The organism is Flavobacterium geliluteum (assembly GCF_017948595.1).
Classification (GTDB): Bacteria; Bacteroidota; Bacteroidia; order Flavobacteriales; family Flavobacteriaceae; genus Flavobacterium; species Flavobacterium flavipigmentatum.
This window is the reverse complement of the sequence record NZ_JAGFBV010000001.1, coordinates 85,989-104,312: the sequence shown is the minus strand read 5'-3', so window position 1 is coordinate 104,312 and position 18,324 is coordinate 85,989. Positions and strand designations below refer to the sequence as shown.

Genomic DNA, 18,324 nt, shown 5'->3' with positions numbered 1-18,324 from the left:
TCTATTACGATCAGTTTGTTCAACAATTATAATTGGCTTTTTAGTTTTAGAACATAGTCAGCAACTAACCAACGTTCGTGGGCACTTAATTGATTTGCATGGGAACCCATTGAATTTAAACCATAAGTTACAACATGAAAGACACTTCCTTCAGTAATAACTCTGTCTTTATAACTAGGTACTCCAAGAAATTTTTCTCTCTCAACCAATTTACCTTTACCGTTTCCAGATGCACCATGACAACTGATACAATAAATTTCAAAAAGTTCTTTACCTTTTTCAGAATTTCTTTCAGCAGCAGCCAAAGGTGACATTAAATTAGCTTTAGCCAATTCATAACCTTCAGTGGTATTTGGGTATTCATAAGGCACAAAACCTCTATTGATAGTTCCTTCTGCAGGAAGTTGTCCTTCTTTTCCTCCCTTAAATACTTTTGCTTCTGAATAAGTTTCATACCCTACAGATTCATACATATTTGGGAAATACTGATAGTTTGGTGCCGAATTATTGTGGCAAGATGAAACTAAAATAGTTATACCAACTAAAAGTGTTATTTTATATATCCTTTTCATAGCTACAATTAATTCTTTTCAATTACTTTAACTTCAACTGCTCCTGTACCTTCGAAAAAAGAAACTAGTTCTGCTTCGTTATTGTTTACAGCAACTTCCATTAAAAAATGGTCATCTGTTGTTCTTACATCAGGATTTTCAGCTTCTTTAAATGGCCATAATCTACTTCTCATATAAAAAGTTATTACCATTAAGTGGGCAGCAAAAAATACTGTCATCTCAAACATAATAGGCACAAATGCAGGCATATTCTGAATGAAACTAAAACTTGGTTTTCCACCAATATCCTGAGGCCAGTCATGAATCATTATATAACTCATCATAGTTGTTGCAACAGAAATACCAACACAACCATATAAGAAAGCACAAATAGCTAATCTTGTTGGTGCTAAACCCATAGCTTTATCCAAACCGTGAACAGGGAATGGAGTAAAAACTTCTTCAATATGATGATGCGCAGCTCTGGTTTTCTTTACTGCATCCATCAAAATATCATCGTCATTATAAATGGCGTATATTACTTTATTACTCATGATGTGAATCTTTATTTGCTCTTTCTCTAATGTAATTATCTCCTGTTCCTTTCAAAATTGTTTTTACCTCTGCCTGAGCAATTACAGGGAATGTTCTTGAGTACAGTAAAAATAATACAAAGAAGAAACCAATTGTTCCGATGAAAATTCCAATATCAACAAATGTTGGTGAAAACATTGTCCAAGAAGATGGAAGATAATCTCTATGTAAAGAAGTAACGATAATTACGAATCTTTCAAACCACATTCCGATGTTTACCACAATCGAAATAATAAATGAAAACATGATACTTGTTCTTAGTTTTTTGAACCACATAAATTGTGGAGAAAAAACATTACAGGTCATCATTGACCAATATGCCCACCAGTAAGGTCCAGTAGCTCTGTTTAAGAAAGCGTATTGCTCATATTCAACTCCTGAATACCATGCTACGAATAACTCGGTAATATAAGCAACCCCTACAATAGAACCAGTAATCATGATTACTATATTCATCAATTCTATATGTTGTAAAGTAATATATGCTTCAAGATTAGAAACTTTTCTCATGACAATAAGCAAGGTATTTACCATAGCAAATCCTGAGAATACCGCTCCAGCAACGAAGTACGGAGGAAAAATGGTAGTATGCCATCCTGGAATTACAGAAGTAGCAAAGTCCATCGATACAATAGTATGTACAGAAAGTACAAGTGGTGTAGCCAAACCTGCAAGTACCAAAGATACTTCTTCAAAACGTTGCCAGTCTTTTGCTCTTCCACTCCATCCAAAACTAAGGATAGAATATACTTTTTTTGTAAAAGGTGTTACTGCTCTATCACGTAGCATTGCAAAATCAGGAAGTAAACCAGTCCACCAGAAAACTAATGATACCGAAAGATACGTTGAAATTGCGAATACGTCCCAAAGTAATGGCGAGTTAAAGTTTACCCAAAGAGATCCAAACTGATTTGGAATAGGTAAAACCCAATACGCTAACCATGGACGACCCATGTGAATAATTGGAAATAAACCAGCCTGAACTACTGAGAAAATAGTCATTGCTTCTGCAGAACGGTTAATAGCCATTCTCCAACGTTGACGGAAAAGTAATAATACCGCAGAAATCAATGTTCCAGCGTGACCAATACCAACCCACCAAACGAAGTTCGTGATATCCCAAGCCCAACCAACTGTTTTATTTAATCCCCAAGTTCCGATACCGGTAGATACGGTGTATATTATACAGCCTAATCCCCAAAGGAAGGCTATTAATGCGATTGAAAATACAATCCACCAATGTTTATTTGCAGGTCCTTCAACAGGCGCAGCTACATCTACTGTTACGTCGTGATAAGATTTATCACCTATAACTAAAGGTTTTCTAATGGGTGCTTCGTAATGAGACGACATAATCCTTTATATTGTTTCTTAATTAATAATTTTTTGTACTACGTATTTCTAACTTTAACATGGTAAACCACATTAGGTTTTGTTCCAACATGCTCCAACAAGTGATATGATCTTTCGTCAGCAGCCAACTTGGCAACTTTACTTTCTTTATCATTAACATCACCAAATATCATCGCTCCAGAAGAACAAGCACTTGAACATGCTGTTTGGAATTCTCCGTCAACAACTGGGCGACCTTCTTTTTTAGCTTTTAATATAGTAGCTTGTGTCATTTGAATACACATAGAACATTTCTCCATAACTCCACGAGAACGAACGTTTACGTCTGGGTTTAATACCATGCGACCTAAATCATCATTCATGTGATAATCAAATTCACTGTTTTTGTTGTACAAGAACCAGTTAAAACGACGTACTTTATAAGGACAGTTGTTGGCACAATAACGAGTACCTACACATCTGTTGTATGCCATGTGGTTTTGACCTTGACGACTGTGAGATGTTGCAGCAACAGGACAAACAGTTTCACATGGTGCGTGGTTACAATGTTGACACATTACAGGCTGGAAAGCAACTTGAGGATTATCTCCTGCTTTTTCCATCTCATTAAAAGTAGACAATGAACTAGATAAACCAGCAATATTCTCTTTTCTTTCATTATCCCCTTCAAAAGTACTTTCTGAAGAGTAATATCTGTCAATACGCAACCAGTGCATATCACGACTTCTTCTTACCTCTGCTTTTCCAACAACAGGAACATTGTTCTCAGCATGACAAGCAATAACACATGCTCCACAACCTGTACAAGCGTTCAAATCTATAGAAAGATTAAAGTGATGTCCTGTAGAACGATCAAATGATTCCCATAAATCAACTGTTGTAGCCTTAACTTCTTCGTGATCTAAAGATACCATTGGTTGTTCGTTCCAATATTCAGCATCCTCTTCATTGAAAATCTTAAGAGTAGTTTCTTTAATAATATCTCCTCTGCCCATTAATGTTTTCTGACCTTGAACACAAGCAAACTCATGCTCTCCATTTGCTTTCGCAATAGAAACAGATTGAACACTATTGAAATTTTTATATAAAGCGTAAGCGTTTAAACCTACCTGCATTTCGTCTTTTAAAGCAGCCTTACGACCATAACCAACAGCTAAACCTAGTGTACCAACAGCTTGTCCTGGTTGAACAATTACAGGTACTTTTTCAAGTTTTAAACCATCAGCAGTAGTAATTGTAGCATAGCTTCCGTTTAAACCACCGTTTGCAACAATTTCATTAGATAATCCAAGTTTTTTGGCATCTGCATTCGAAACGGTTACGTAATTATCCCAAGAAACTCTTGTAATTGGATCTGGAAACTCTTGCAACCAAGGATTGTTTGCTTGTTGCCCGTCACCTAAACCAGTTTTTGTGTACAATACTAACTCAAAATCACCAATAGATTTTGATTTAGACAAGGCACCAGCAGCTGCAGAATAGTCATAAGAACCTCCTGTTAAAGCTGTAGATCCTAACACAAAAACACCATCATGCAAAACTTGATTCCAAGAAGAACCTGCAATAATACCACCCGAATTGGCTTTGATATAATCGTAAAAAGTTCCAGGAGTTCCGTTTAATGATAGTAAAACATCTTGAAATTGTTTTGTATTGAAAATAGGACGAATGGTTGGCTGAGTCAAGCTATAAGTTCCTTTTGTAATCATAACATCACCCCAAGCTTCTAAATAATGAGGAGCTGGAGCAGCAATAGTAGTAAGTAAAGCTGTCTCATCTTCTTTTAAAGAAAATGCAACAGAAGTTTTTACTTTTTTCAATCCAGCTTCAAAAGAAGGGGCATCTGCCAAAGTATACACTGGATTAACTCCACTCATAATTAAAGTATGAACACTTCCTGCGTTCATGTCTTTTAATAGTTGTGCAACTGTAGCGTTAGAACCTTTTCTAATTTGTCTTGTACCAGCAGTATTAAAAGCTTCGCTAGACAATACCTGATTGATAGCCAAAACTAATAATTGTGCATTTTTATCTTCTAAGCCCGATACTAAAACTCCTTTAGAACCGGCAGCTTTAAGCTGTTGAGCAGCTTTTACAACTTCGTTTTTAAAGGCAGCCTCTAAAGAGACAGCAACATTAGCACCTACAACTATATTATATATTTGAACTAGAGCTTGCTTTTGATTAGCTATAGTCATTGGAACACGCTTATCAGCAGCAGCTCCAGATAATGTCATATTTGATTCGAACTGAAAATGACGAGACATTTTTCCGTTTTGAGGAATACGTCCTTTAGCATAACCAGCATCGTATCCACCACCTTGCCAATCTCCTAAGAAATCAGCTCCAACAGAAACAATTAAAGAAGCTTTTGAAAAATCATAATCAACCAAAGCTCTTTCTCCGTAAACAGTTTCGAATGCATCTAAAGCTTCCGAAGAAGAAACAGCATCGTAAACGACATGTTTTGCATTTGGATTTTTAGCAATAAATTCACCAATTAATTTCTCAGTTGATGGACTTGCCAAAGTATTAGTCAACAATACAACTTGTCCTCCTTTTGCTTTTGCATCAGCAATACTTGATTTAATTTTCAAATCAACTGCAGACCAAGTAGTATCTTTTCCTTCCAACTTAGGTTCTTTCAAACGCATACTATCGTATAATGACAGGATAGACGCATGAATTCTAGCATTGGCAGAAAACTTAGCTCCAGAAATAGTATTGTTATCAATTTTAATTGGACGACCTTCGCGAGTTTTTACCAAAAGGTTGGCAAAATCAAAACCATCAAAAACAGTAGTTGCATAATAATCTGCAACACCAGGAATGATTTGTTCTGGTTGCAACACATAAGGTATCGACTTGTGAACAGGACCTTCGCAAGCAGCAAGAGTTACGGCCGCAGTACTAAATCCTACGTACTTTAAAAAGTCACGACGTGAAGTTCCAGATGTAGCTAAAGCATCTGCATTCCCTAAGAATTCATCAGTAGGAATTTCTTCAACAAATTCGTTATTTCTAAGCGCCTCAACAATAGAACTATTTTCTAGTTCTTCAACACTTTTCCAGTATTTTTTGTTTGATGACATTTTATATAAATATTAAAATCTTAATAATTCGATTAATAGTGGCATTTGCCGCATTCTAAACCTCCCATTTGCGCTGCAGTCAATTTTTCTACACCGTATTTTTTAGAAAGTTCAGCATGAATTTTATCATAGTATGCATTTCCTTCCATCTTAACATCGGTTTTTCTATGGCAATCAATACACCATCCCATTGTTAATTTAGAATATTGCTTCATGATTTCAAACTCTTCAACCGGACCGTGACAAGTCTGACATTCAACACCTGCAACAGATACGTGTTGTGAGTGGTTAAAATATACGAAATCAGGCAAATTATGAATACGAACCCATTTTACAGGCTGTGTTTTTCCGGTATAAGTTTGTGTTGCCTTATCCCATCCAACAGCATCATATAATTTTTGAATTTCACCATCATAGAATGCTTTACTGTACTCAGGAGTAGCAGTAGTTTCAGCAACCTCAGCAATGTTTTTATGACAGTTCATACAAATATTTAAAGAAGGAATACCAGCATTTTTACTAACACGAGCAGCAGAGTGACAATACTTACAATTGATCTCGTTGTCTCCAGCGTGAATCTTGTGAGAATAATGAATTGGCTGAATTGGCTCATAGTTTTGATCCACACCCACTTGCATCAAGTATCCATAAACAAAATATCCACTAGCAAGAAGCAAAAATATAGATGTTACCAGTACTAAAAATTGATTTCTAGCAAAAGCTTTCCAAATTGGAGTTGTAGGTGCTTTGGGAGCAACCTCAATACCATTTTTACTCGCAACCTTGGTTAAAACTTTGTTCACCATGAACAACATCACAACCAAAATAGCCATCACAAGCGCTAGAGCACCTAAAATAATATTATTCGAAACACCTCCACCTTGAACTTTAGTATCTGGAGGAGTAGCCGAAGTCATTGCAACAGGCTCAGCTTTAACTTCTGAAGTATAAGCGATAATATTATCAATATCACCTTCTGACAATTGAGGAAAAGCAGTCATGACAGACTTGTTATATTCCTCAAACAATTTTACTGCAACAGCGTCTCCTGACTTAATCATTTCAGAGCTGTTGTGAACCCACTTGTAGATCCACGCCATATCATGCTTAGCAGCAACTCCTCTTAAAGCAGGACCCGTTGATTTGGCATCTAATTTGTGACATGCAGCGCAATTTGCATTAAAAAGTTCTTTCCCTTTTACTGGATCACCACCTGTAGTTGCAGCAGGAGCAGCAGCATCAGGGGCTGCCGGAGCAGCAGCTTCTTGAGCAAATGAAGTTAGGGAGAAAATAAACGTTAGCGATAAGCTAAACAGCAATTTTCTTGAGATCGAATTATGGTTACCCACCTTTTTCATATAGTATAAAATTATCTACTAATTTTTGGTATGATTTTTTCTGTAACAAATGAACAAAAAAACAATACCTTCTTTTAAAACTTGGACAAAAATACGACTTATGAACTATTCTTAAAACCTTAAAATACTCTTAAATATCAATTTATATTAATTCTAAATAATATTAAAATTTTACAAACAGACTTTAAATACTATTTTTGCACAAAAACCATCACATTATGAGAATTTTAACCCCATCTAGCAGAGTTTTCTTTACATTAACAATGTTCACTTTAGCATACAATATTAATGCACAAGACCAAAATTTAACAGTAAACCAAGATCCTAAATTTGAACAATTATTGAATGATAAACGCAAAATTAACACGTCAATAAATACAAATGAAACATATAAAATTCAAATATTTAGTGGCAAAAGCGAGGAAGCAAAAAAAACGTTAGCAGACTTTAAAAGAGAATTTAGCGATATCGATGGAACAATAATTTTTAATACTCCGAACTATAAAGTTATGGTGGGAAATTTTAAAACCCGAATCGAAGCCGAACGCAATTTGATCGAAATTAAAAAAAGATATAAAAGTGTTTTTCTTCTAAAACCTTCAAAATAATATCCTCATAACATATAAAAAATGCCACTTTTATGAGTGGCATTTTTTATATGCAAAATTTCAGCTTTTAGAACCTAAACTAATTTATTTTTTATATTACTTAGCTCTTTCCGTATTCGCTTGTACCTTTCACTCCCTTTTCCTACACAATCAAACAGAAGTCTTGCATCCATCATTAAATAAAAATCTATTATTTTCTTTTTTATCCTAAATAGCAATATAATCTGTCTCAACTGCCAAATACGGAAATACAACTGTTTTAATATAAAATGAATCGCCTTCTAGATTTTAGGTTCTAAAAGAGTAGTATTCTTCATCTGTTGTAAAAAATTTAAAATAAAAACTAAAACGATAAATTTATATTTTTTTATAATAATTAAATTTAACATCCTGCTCTTTTATCATTTTATCTACGACAGAATTAATCTTTCTTTTAATTCAAAAAAGATAATTTCTTCATTTTTAATATGATTCAAGAGTCAAACAAATGTACATTTAATTGTATCATTTTTCTTATTTCATAAATCGATGGAATTACTAAACTTCGAAAATGATCGATTTACTTTAAAGCAAAAAAAGCCCCAACTTTTGTTGAGACTTCATGTTGTAATTTTTAAAGCAGCTATATTTTCAGCAAACTTAATTTACCACTTTAATTCCATCCGCTAGAAAACTAATTTCTTCTTTTGGAGCCGTAATAGCATCTATTTCCGCCTTTGTTTTTTTAGCATCTTTTGCATAATGTTTCAATTCTTTAACAGAGGTGATTTTCTTCTCAGCAACACCTTCTAAAACCACATGTTTTCCTTTTAAAGCCGTTGGAACAAAAAAAGCATAATCCTTCATTTTTACAAAGAAAGGAGAACCGTCTTCTGTCTTAATAGTAAGCCAACATCCTTTCTTAGGACAAACATCGGTCACCAGACCTTTTACCACAACATTTTCTGCTTTACTGGTGCTTTCTAACTTACTTTCTAATTTTTCGACAGAGATTGCTTTCTCTTCTGATACTTTGTTAACATCGGCACCGTAATAATCACCAACCAAAGCATTACCCGCTGGCGGAGCAACTTTTATATCTTCACCTTCTTGTGAGAAGGAAACAGTTGACATACAGATCGACAAAAGAACTGAGTATAGGAATGGTTTCATAAACAAATATTTTTTATCAAAAATAATATAAAATTTAAAACAAATAACATATTATTTCAACCACAATCAACAAAGGAAACTGAAATTTTTATCGTGTATCCCAATAAAAAAAGTCCCAACTTTCGATGGGACTTTAAAATATAAATATTGAATTTTATTTCAATTTCTTTTTGATAGCAACTTCGTGATAAGCTTCAATAACATCTCTTTCTTCGATGTCGTTATAACCTTTTATTTGAATACCACAATCGTAACCTTTAGAAACTTCTTTTACGTCGTCTTTGAAACGTTTTAAAGCGATAAGGTCTCCAGTATGCACTACAACTCCTTCTCTAATAACTCTAATTTTAGAAGTTCTCATAATCTTACCATCCATCACCATACATCCGGCAATAGAACCTACTTTAGAAATTTTGAAAATCTCACGAATTTCAGCAGTTCCAAGAATTTCTTCTTTCATCTCCGGAGCTAACATTCCTTCCATCGCATCTTTTAAGTCATCGATAGCTGCGTATATAATAGAATAATAACGGATATCGATTTCTTCCTTATCTGCCAATTGTCTGGCATTTCCGGCTGGACGAACGTTAAATCCGATAATAATCGCATCAGAGGCAGAAGCCAACATAACGTCAGTCTCTGTAATTGCTCCAACACCTTTGTGTATGATATTAATTTGAATTTCTTCTGTAGAAAGTTTAGAGAACGAATCTGATAATGCTTCTACAGATCCATCAACGTCTCCTTTAAGGATTACGTTCAACTCTTTAAACTGACCAAGTGCAATACGACGACCAATTTCGTCAAGCGTAATATGACGTTGTGTACGTACAGATTGCTCACGCATTAATTGAGAACGTTTAGATGCAATTTGTTTCGCTTCTTTTTCGTCTTCAAAAACATTAAATTTATCTCCCGCTGTTGCAGCACCATCTAAACCTAAAACAGATACCGGAGTCGAAGGACCAGCTTGAAGAACTATATGCCCTCTTTCGTCATGCATTGCTTTGATCTTACCATGATGTTTCCCTGCCAACATGTAATCTCCAACTTTTAAAGTACCATGTTGTACTAAAATAGTAGACACATATCCTTTTCCTTTATCCAAGAAAGCCTCAACAACTGTTCCTTGAGCCGCTTTATTTGGATTCGATTTTAAATCTAAAATTTCAGCTTCTAATAATACTTTTTCTAATAATTCTTTCACACCTGTTCCTACTTTTGCAGAAATATCATGCGATTGAATTTTTCCACCCCAATCCTCAACAAGTAAATTCATACCTGCCAATTTCTCTTTTATCTTTTCAACGTTAGAGTTTGGTTTATCAATTTTATTGATGGCAAAAATAATTGGAACACCAGCTGCTTGAGCATGGCTAATTGCCTCTTTTGTTTGTGGCATGATATCATCATCCGCAGCAATTACAATAATGGCAATATCGGTAACTTGTGCTCCACGTGCACGCATCGCTGTAAACGCTTCGTGACCCGGTGTATCTAAAAATGCTATTTTTTGACCGTTATCCAAAGTTACTCCGTAAGCTCCAATGTGCTGTGTAATACCTCCCGACTCACCTGCGATAACATTTTCTTTACGAATATAATCCAGTAAAGATGTTTTACCGTGATCGACGTGACCCATTACAGTAACAATTGGCGCTCTAAATACTAAATCTTCTTCTTTATCAGCAACAACTTCGATAGCTTCTTCGATATCTACAGTTATAAACTCAACTTCGTAACCAAATTCATCCGCTACAATAGTTAACGTTTCTGCATCCAAACGTTGGTTCATGGTAACCATGATTCCAAGTGACATACAAGTTCCAATCACTTTCGTAATTGGCACATCCATCATGATAGCGATTTCACCTACTGTAACAAATTCTGTAACTTTAATAGTTTTACTTCCTTCATCAAGTGCTCTTTGCTCTTCATCAGATTTCTGACGGTGCGTATCTCTTTTATCTCTTCTGTATTTGGCCGCTTTTGATTTACCGCCTTTACCTTGAAGTTTTTCAAGAGTTTCTCTAATTTGGTTTTTTACTTCCTCTTCGGTAGGCTCTACTTTTGCAACAATTGCAGGACGGTTTCCTTTTACAAAACCAGGTCTTGCACTTCTATTCGCATTAAAACCACCTCCACCTGTATTTGGTGTAATTTTATTTGGGTTTGGAGTTCCCGGCGCATTTGCTGTCGCAGGTTTTGGCGCACCCGGAGCGCCTGGCTTAGGAGCAATTCTTTTACGCTTATTTTTGTTAGCGTTATTGTTTGCACCTTGTGCTCCAAGTTTATTTGGAGTTATCTTTGGATCTTCTTTCTTTTTCTTAGGTTTATTAAATTGAGATAAATCAATTGTTTGACCCGTAAGAGTAGTTCCAGATAATTTTTGATATTGCGTAGTAATCGTTTCTTCTGCAGTTCCTGGATCAGTTGACACAACTGGTTCAGGAGCTACTTTTGGAGACGCCACTTTTACTTCTTTTTTCTCAGTAATAATAGGTTTTTCTACTTTGTCTTGAGGAGTCGCAGGAACTTCTGCTTTTACCTCTTCTTTTTGAACAGGCTTTTCGACTTCTGGCTGAATCACAACTTTTGGTTCTTCAACCTTGGCTGGTTCTTGGGCAGCCGCAACAGCAACTGCAGGTTTTTTTGGATTTAGATCAATCTTACCTACTTGAACAGGTCCTGTTACAACGGCTCTCGCTTTTATAACTTCTTGCTGCTTCTGACGTTCTTCGTCTTGTCTGCGTTTGTCCTCAATTTCTTTCTCACGTTCAACACGTAATGCTTCTTTCTCTTTTCTCTTCTCTTCTCCAACTTCTTTAGAAGCTTCCTTATTCCCCTTATCGCCCGCAAATTGGCTTTGTAGGATATTAAATTCGCTATCAGAAATTTTTGCATTTGGATTTGCGTCAATAGCAATTCCCTTATCTTTTAGATAATCAACAGCTCTTTCTAACGAAATATTTAATTCCCTTAAAACCTTGTTTATTCTTATTACTCTCTCTTCAGACATATAACCTTTTTATTATTACCTTTTTCGTTGTGTTGTTAGAGCAGATAACTAGCTATCAAACTCTTCTTTTAGTATTTTCATAACATCAAGAATTGTTTCCTCTTCTAAATCTGTTCTTCTTACTAAATCTTCTACTTCTTGTTTTAGGATACTTCTAGCTGTATCCAAACCTATTTTTGCAAACTCTTCGATCACCCAGCCTTCAATTTCATCAGAAAACTCAGTTAATTCAACGTCGTCGTCCTCGCCACTAGCAACATCACCTTCTCTGATAACATCTAACTCGTAACCTGTTAGCTGACCCGCTAATTTGATATTGTGACCTCCTCTACCAATTGCTTTAGAAACTTCTTCTAATTTCAAGAAAACTTCCGCTCTTTTATTTTCCTCATCAATTTTGATTGAAGAAACTTTGGCAGGGCTTAACGCTCTTGTAATAAACAATTGAATATTGCTGGTATAATTGATGACATCGATATTTTCGTTTCCTAACTCACGAACAATTCCGTGAATACGTGATCCTTTCATACCTACACAAGCTCCAACAGGATCAATTCTATCATCGTAAGAATCGACTGCTACTTTTGCTTTTTCGCCAGGAATACGCACTACATTTTTTACAGTAATCAAACCGTCAAATACTTCCGGGATTTCTTGTTCAAATAATTTCTCTAAGAACTTTTCTGAAGTTCTAGACATAATAATCTGAGGTTTGTTTCCTTTTAACTCTACGCTTTCGATGATTCCGCGAACGTTATCTCCTTTACGGAAAAAGTCAGATGGAATTTGTTTCTCCTTTGGAAGCACAATTTCGTTTCCTTCATCATCTACCAAGATAACTACTCTAGGACGTACGTGGTGTACTTCGGCAGTATAAATATCACCGATAATGTCTTTAAATTGTTTGTAAAGATTGGTGTTATCGTGTTCGTGAATTTTAGATATTAAGTTTTGACGCAAAGCCAAAATAGCTCTTCTTCCTAAATCAATCAATTTTACCTCTTCAGAAACTTCTTCACCGATTTCAAAATCAGCTTCGATCATTCTTGCCTCTGTTAAAGTAATTTCTTCATTTTCAAAATCAAGATCTTCGTCAGCAACGATTACTCTTCGTCTCCAAATCTCCATATCTCCTTTATCAGGATTTATGATAATATCGAAGTTATCATCAGAACCGTATTTTTTCTTTAATGCATTTCTAAACACGTCCTCTAAAATTGCCATAAGCGTTACACGATCAATAAGTTTATTATCCTTAAACTCTGAGAATGAATCGATTAATGCTAAATTTTCCATGCGAATTCTTTAATTAAAATGTTACTGTAACAATTGCCTCTTTAATTTCTGTATAAGGTATTTGTTGCTTTTTTTGAACTGTTTCTTTTCCTTTTCCAACTTTTTTCGGTTCTCTTGCTTCCCAAGACAAAATTATAAAAACATCGTTAGCTTCTACCAATTCTGCTTCAATTTTTTCACTATTTGTAGTAACAATCAATGTTCTACCAATATTTTTGATGTATTGTCTTGTAAATTTCAATGGAGACCCTACTCCAACAGATGCTACTTCAAGAGAAAAATCCTGCTCTTCACGATCCAGATTATTCTCGATGGCACGACTGATGTCAATGCAATCCTGCAACGCCACTCCTTCATCTCCGTCTAACCCCACACTGATCTTGAATGAGTCTGAAATACTCAAATCAATCAAAAAGATCGATGGCTTTTCTAAAAGAGCCTCAGTTATTAATGTGTTTACTTTTTCTTTAAATGTCATAATTTTATAAAAAGAGGGGACACTTAGTCCCCTCATTATTTAGATTTTAATAAATAACGGTGCAAATATAGTGTTTTTTTTATAAATCAAAATAAATAGATTGCTCTAAAAATATTTCTTATCTTTATAGTAGCATTAAAACAAAAGATTTTTTATTATTTAACCCCAAAAACCATGAAACGAATTCTAGTACCCACTGACTTCTCTAAACACGCAGAAGACGCTTTAAAAGTAGCCGCACAAATTGCAAAAAAAAACGATGCAGAAATCGTTATTTTACACATTCTTGAATTACCAAGTCAAATGAGCGATGCAATCCTGGGTGGCGCAAGTATTCCGGAAACCATGCTTTTTATGAAAAAAGCCAACGAAACGCTGGACGAAATTGCATCCAAATCATTCTTAGACGGCATTCCTGTAACAGAAATTGCAAAAATAGACAAACCTATTCATGGAATCACTCAAATTAGCAAAGAACACAATATAGATTTGATTGTAATGGGATCTCACGGCTCTTCTGGACTTGAAGAATTACTCATCGGATCGAATACTGAGAAAGTAGTTCGAAATTCAGATATACCTGTTCTAGTGATCAAAAAAGACATCGCAAACTTTGATCCAAAGAATGTTGTTTTCGCATCTGATTTTACAGAAGAAACCAAAAAACCATTTGAAAAACTATTAAAATTCACAAAATTATTCGATACAAAACTACATTTAGTGATGATTTGCACACCTAACAGCTTCAAACCAACACATGTGGCAGAGAAAGCAATGAGTGATTTTGTTTCAGAATTTAATTTAACCAATTATTCAACGCAAATCTATAACGATACCAATATCGAAAAAGGAATTTTAAACTTTTCGAACAGCATCAATGCAGATATAATCGGGATGTCCACACACGGAAGAACCGGTTTTGCACATTTTTTTAACGGAAGCATTAGCGAAGGACTGGTAAATCATGCTGTAAGACCCGTTATTACTTTCAAAATTTAAATAGAACAAATTTTTGATTTTCTAATTATCGAAAATTTATTGCATAAAAAAAAGCCTCTCAATTGAGAGGCTTTTATGTTGGTCTACAAGGACTCGAACCTTGAAAGACTGCACCAAAAACAGTTGTGTTACCATTACACCATAGACCATCAGTGCGGTTAAGCGAGTGCAAATTTAAAGCTTTTTTTAGTTTGCGCAAACTTTTTGATAAAAAAATTTGATTTTTTTTTAATTTTTCTTCTTCTCAACCTCCAATATCTTCGCAAGTATTTCACAAACAATACATTACTTTTATCAAATAGTTTTATAGAATTTTTTGTTAATGCTCGTTTCTTTAAACAAAAAAACATTTTCTTTGTAGGATAGAAAACATACAAAATTTTAACACCAAAATATGGCACAATTCAATTTCAATAAATGGAATACAATTATTGGTTGGTTTGCATTTGCAATCGCTTTAATTACTTACACACTAACTGTTGAACCCACCATGAGTTTTTGGGATTGTGGCGAATACATTGCCACAGCAGCCAAACTTGAAGTAGGACATCCCCCGGGAGCTCCTTTGTACCAAATGATGGGTGCCTTTTTTGCTATGTTTGCCATAGATGACCAACATATTGCCTTAATGGTAAACATGATGTCTGTTTTTTCTAGCGCATTTACCATTCTATTTTTGTTCTGGTCTTCTTCTATGGTTTTGAAAAAAATCGTAGCTCGCTTTTCAGAAATTGACCAAAATAATTCGATTGTAATACTAGGAAGCTCTTTAGTTGGCGCGCTTGCTTATACTTTCTCAGACAGTTTTTGGTTTAATGCCGTAGAAGCCGAAGTATACGCGATGGCCTCTCTATTAATTGCATTGCTTTTTTGGCTTGGACTTCGTTGGGAACAAGACATGGATACACCTAAAGGAAACAGATGGTTGTTGATTATTTCGCTCGTGATCGGACTCTCATTTGGTGTTCACTTCATGGCATTATTAACAATTCCTGCCATTGGATTCTTGTATTATTTTAAACATTACGAAAAAGTAACGATAAAAAACTTCATCATTGCCAATGTTGTAGTAATCTCTATTTTATTGTTTATCTTTAAATTGCTGCTACCACTAACGATGGCTTCTTTTGGAAAAACAGAAGTTTTTATGGTAAACAGTATGGGACTTCCTTTTAATTCAGGAACTATTTTTGTTGCCTTGGTACTGATTGCTTTCTTTTATTTTGGATTAAAATATACCAAACAAAAAGGACTCGTTTTCTACAACACTATCATTCTTTGTGTGTTATTTATTTTAATTGGTTTCTCGACCTGGTTTATGTTGCCTGTGCGCGCGAACGCCAATACCGTAATCAACGAGAACAAACCATCGGATGCTGCCGAGGTTTTAGCCTATTACAATCGTGAGCAATATGGTGTAAACCCATTGTTTTACGGACCTCAATACACAGAAGTATTTGCAGGACTAGATGCTAAAACTCCTTATTTAGACAAAAATCCTAACTACGAAAGAGATTATAAAACCGGTAAATATATTATTACCAACAATTATAAAAACGCAGAACAAAATTCTGATGATAACCAAAAAACGATTCTGCCTAGAATGTGGAGTACCGAATCGGGACACATCGAAAACTATATCAATTTTTCTAATCCTCCTCAGTTTAAGATAAATCCGAATTATAATTATGATGATGATTTGGCCAAATACGGAATTGATCCGACACAACTAAGTGAGGAAGAGTACGCAGCAGCAACCGCTCAGGTACGCAACGAGATCGAAAAAGTAGTTTCTCAATTTAGACAAGCTTATGCGCAAAAACAAATTGACAACGAAGGTTATGTAAAATTCTTAAAAAGTTACGGCGACTATTTAATCATAGAAAAACCAACAACTGTAGACAATTTTAGTTTTATGTTCGAATATCAGTTTGGATATATGTACTGGAGGTATTTGATGTGGAATTTTGTAGGACGCCAAAACGACATTCAAGGAAAATACGACAACTTGGACGGTAACTGGATCAGTGGAATCAAATTTATGGATTCGCTACACCTCGGTTCTCAAGACAATTTACCAACCGATGTTTTGAATAATAAAGGACGAAATGTTTATTTTTTCCTGCCTTTCATCTTAGGACTAATCGGTTTGATGTGGCATGCAAATAAAGATCTTAAAAGTTTTTATGTATTATTGGTCTTGTTTTTATTCACCGGAATTGCCTTAAAAATATACTTAAACGAAAGACCATTTGAGCCTCGCGAAAGAGATTATGCGCTAGTAGGATCGTTTTATGTGTTCGCCATCTGGATTGGTTTTGGCGTTTATTCGCTTTACGAAACCATTCAAAAATACATCACTCCAAAAATTGCAGGACCCGTTATTATTGTCGCAAGTTTATTGGCTGCTCCTGTTTTAATGGCTTCTCAGAACTGGGATGATCATGACAGATCCAACAAATATACTGCTGTTGCAATGGCAAAAGCATATCTGAATTCTTGCGATAAAAATGCTATTTTATTCACTATTGGAGATAATGATACTTTCCCTCTTTGGTATGCTCAAGAAATTGAACACATTCGTACAGACGTAAAAATTGTCAATACGAGTCTTTTCATGACTGATTGGTATATTGACCAAATGAAAGCCAAATCATACGAATCTGAGCCTTTACCAATCTCTTTTACACATGCTGATTATGTTGGAGATAAATTAGATTATGTAGCCTATATTCCTAAAGTAGAAACACGTTGGGACATTAATGATTTCTTGAAATTTATCAAGCATCCAAAATCTACAGTTGGTCTGCAAAACGGGCAAACCATTCATTTTTATCCAACAAATAAAATTAGGCTAACCATCGATAAAAACAAGATCATCCAAAACAAGGTAGTCAATCCTAAATACAATGATTCTATTGTTCCTTATATGGATATCAATATCAAAGGCAGCGCTTTGTACAAAAACCGCCTGATGATGCTTGATATCCTAGCCAATAATGACTGGAAAAGACCAATCTATTTTAGCGGAGGAGCTTTTGATGACGAAGATTATCTTTGGCTGAAAGATTATTTGCAATTGGACGGAATGGTTTACAAATTGGTTCCGATTAAAAATACACCTTCTAAAGATGGCGGACCAATGGATATGGGGCAGATTGATGCCGATAAAATGTATGACATTGTCATGAAATGGGACTGGGGCAACAGCAATGGAGACATTTATCATGATCCAGAAACCAGAAGAAACAGTATTACTTACCGTACCAATCTTTCTCGATTGATGAATCAATTAATTGCAGAAGGAAAAATAGATAAAGCCAAAAATGTGATCAATCTGGCAATGACAAAATTACCTCTTGACAAATATGGTTATTACTCATTAGTTGAGTCTTTTGCAGACGGCTATTATAAAGTTGGTGAAAAAGCAAAAGCGCAGGATTTGCTAAAAAAATTGGTCAAAAAATACACAGAGAACCTAAATTATTACAGCAAATTAACCTCTGGAGACCAATCTGATCTGGCAATGGATATCATTACCGATATCGAGCGTTACAGAAGTCTTTTACAAGTTATGAAAGACAATCATGACCAAGCATTCTATGAGAATCAAAAAACAACATTTAACACTTACGTGAATGTTTTTGAACGATTTGGCAGAGAAAAAGAATAATTTTTTGAATAAATAACAATAAAAAATAGCGCTACCAATGGATAGCGCTATTTTTTTATCTCCTATTTCTTTTGGTTAAGAGACTGCAAAACACCTTTTCATTTCTCTTTTATCAAAAAAGCTACAACATATATCCTTTATTTTTGAATTT

At 34.9% G+C, this 18,324-nt stretch carries 12 protein-coding genes and 1 tRNA gene; 3 read left to right on the top strand and 10 right to left on the bottom strand.

All coding sequences use genetic code 11. The features are described 5' to 3' along the window. Positions 1-26: 26 nt before the first annotated feature. Genes J3495_RS00395 through J3495_RS00375 form a run of 5 tightly spaced genes read right to left on the bottom strand, consistent with a single transcriptional unit; the run spans position 27 to position 6,948 of the window. Complete coding sequence (locus J3495_RS00395; RefSeq protein WP_210664582.1) at positions 27-572, bottom strand: c-type cytochrome; 546 nt, start codon at positions 570-572, stop codon at positions 27-29. Between the two features lie 8 nt (positions 573-580). After that, complete coding sequence (locus J3495_RS00390; protein WP_074660560.1) at positions 581-1,105, bottom strand: DUF3341 domain-containing protein; 525 nt, start codon at positions 1,103-1,105, stop codon at positions 581-583. Beyond that, on the bottom strand, positions 1,098-2,498 hold the full coding sequence (nrfD, locus tag J3495_RS00385; protein WP_210664581.1) for an NrfD/PsrC family molybdoenzyme membrane anchor subunit: 1,401 nt from the start codon (positions 2,496-2,498) through the stop codon (positions 1,098-1,100). Before nrfD ends, J3495_RS00390 begins: the two co-directional genes overlap by 8 nt. Positions 2,499-2,536: 38 nt before the next feature. After that, a complete protein-coding gene (locus tag J3495_RS00380) occupies positions 2,537-5,590 on the bottom strand; it encodes a TAT-variant-translocated molybdopterin oxidoreductase (protein ID WP_210664580.1) in 3,054 nt (1,017 codons plus the stop codon). A 32-nt stretch (positions 5,591-5,622) separates the two neighbouring features. Then, positions 5,623-6,948 (bottom strand): c-type cytochrome, encoded by a 1,326-nt coding sequence (locus J3495_RS00375; RefSeq protein WP_210664579.1) that lies wholly within the window; start codon positions 6,946-6,948, stop codon positions 5,623-5,625. 218 nt (positions 6,949-7,166) lie between these two features. Between J3495_RS00375 and J3495_RS00370 the strand changes: the two genes are divergently transcribed. Beyond that, positions 7,167-7,556 (top strand): SPOR domain-containing protein, encoded by a 390-nt coding sequence (locus J3495_RS00370; RefSeq protein WP_210664578.1) that lies wholly within the window; start codon positions 7,167-7,169, stop codon positions 7,554-7,556. A gap of 639 nt (positions 7,557-8,195) precedes the next feature. On the opposite strand, the gene J3495_RS00365 is transcribed toward J3495_RS00370, so the two are convergent. From J3495_RS00365 to rimP, 4 genes are all read right to left on the bottom strand, one after another. After that, positions 8,196-8,708, bottom strand: a complete 513-nt coding sequence (locus J3495_RS00365; protein WP_210664577.1) for a DUF4920 domain-containing protein — start codon at positions 8,706-8,708, stop codon at positions 8,196-8,198. 154 nt (positions 8,709-8,862) lie between these two features. Further along, on the bottom strand, positions 8,863-11,727 hold the full coding sequence (gene infB, locus J3495_RS00360) for a translation initiation factor IF-2 (RefSeq protein WP_210664576.1): 2,865 nt from the start codon (positions 11,725-11,727) through the stop codon (positions 8,863-8,865). A gap of 48 nt (positions 11,728-11,775) precedes the next feature. Further along, complete coding sequence (gene nusA / locus J3495_RS00355) at positions 11,776-13,023, bottom strand: transcription termination factor NusA (protein WP_041516381.1); 1,248 nt, start codon at positions 13,021-13,023, stop codon at positions 11,776-11,778. A gap of 13 nt (positions 13,024-13,036) precedes the next feature. Continuing rightward, complete coding sequence (gene rimP / locus J3495_RS00350) at positions 13,037-13,501, bottom strand: ribosome assembly cofactor RimP (protein ID WP_210664575.1); 465 nt, start codon at positions 13,499-13,501, stop codon at positions 13,037-13,039. A gap of 174 nt (positions 13,502-13,675) precedes the next feature. Between rimP and J3495_RS00345 the strand changes: the two genes are divergently transcribed. Continuing rightward, positions 13,676-14,500, top strand: coding sequence for a universal stress protein (locus J3495_RS00345; RefSeq protein ID WP_210664574.1), 825 nt, complete (start codon positions 13,676-13,678; stop codon positions 14,498-14,500). 78 nt (positions 14,501-14,578) lie between these two features. Here the strand turns inward: J3495_RS00345 and J3495_RS00340 are convergent. Next, positions 14,579-14,649 (bottom strand) — tRNA-Gln (locus J3495_RS00340). 245 nt (positions 14,650-14,894) lie between these two features. Here J3495_RS00340 and J3495_RS00335 point away from each other — a divergent pair. Further along, positions 14,895-18,173 carry a glycosyltransferase family 117 protein gene (locus tag J3495_RS00335; RefSeq protein WP_210664573.1) on the top strand — a complete coding sequence of 1,093 codons (3,279 nt, stop codon included), beginning with the start codon at positions 14,895-14,897 and terminating at the stop codon, positions 18,171-18,173. The last annotated feature ends 151 nt before the right edge of the window (positions 18,174-18,324 follow it).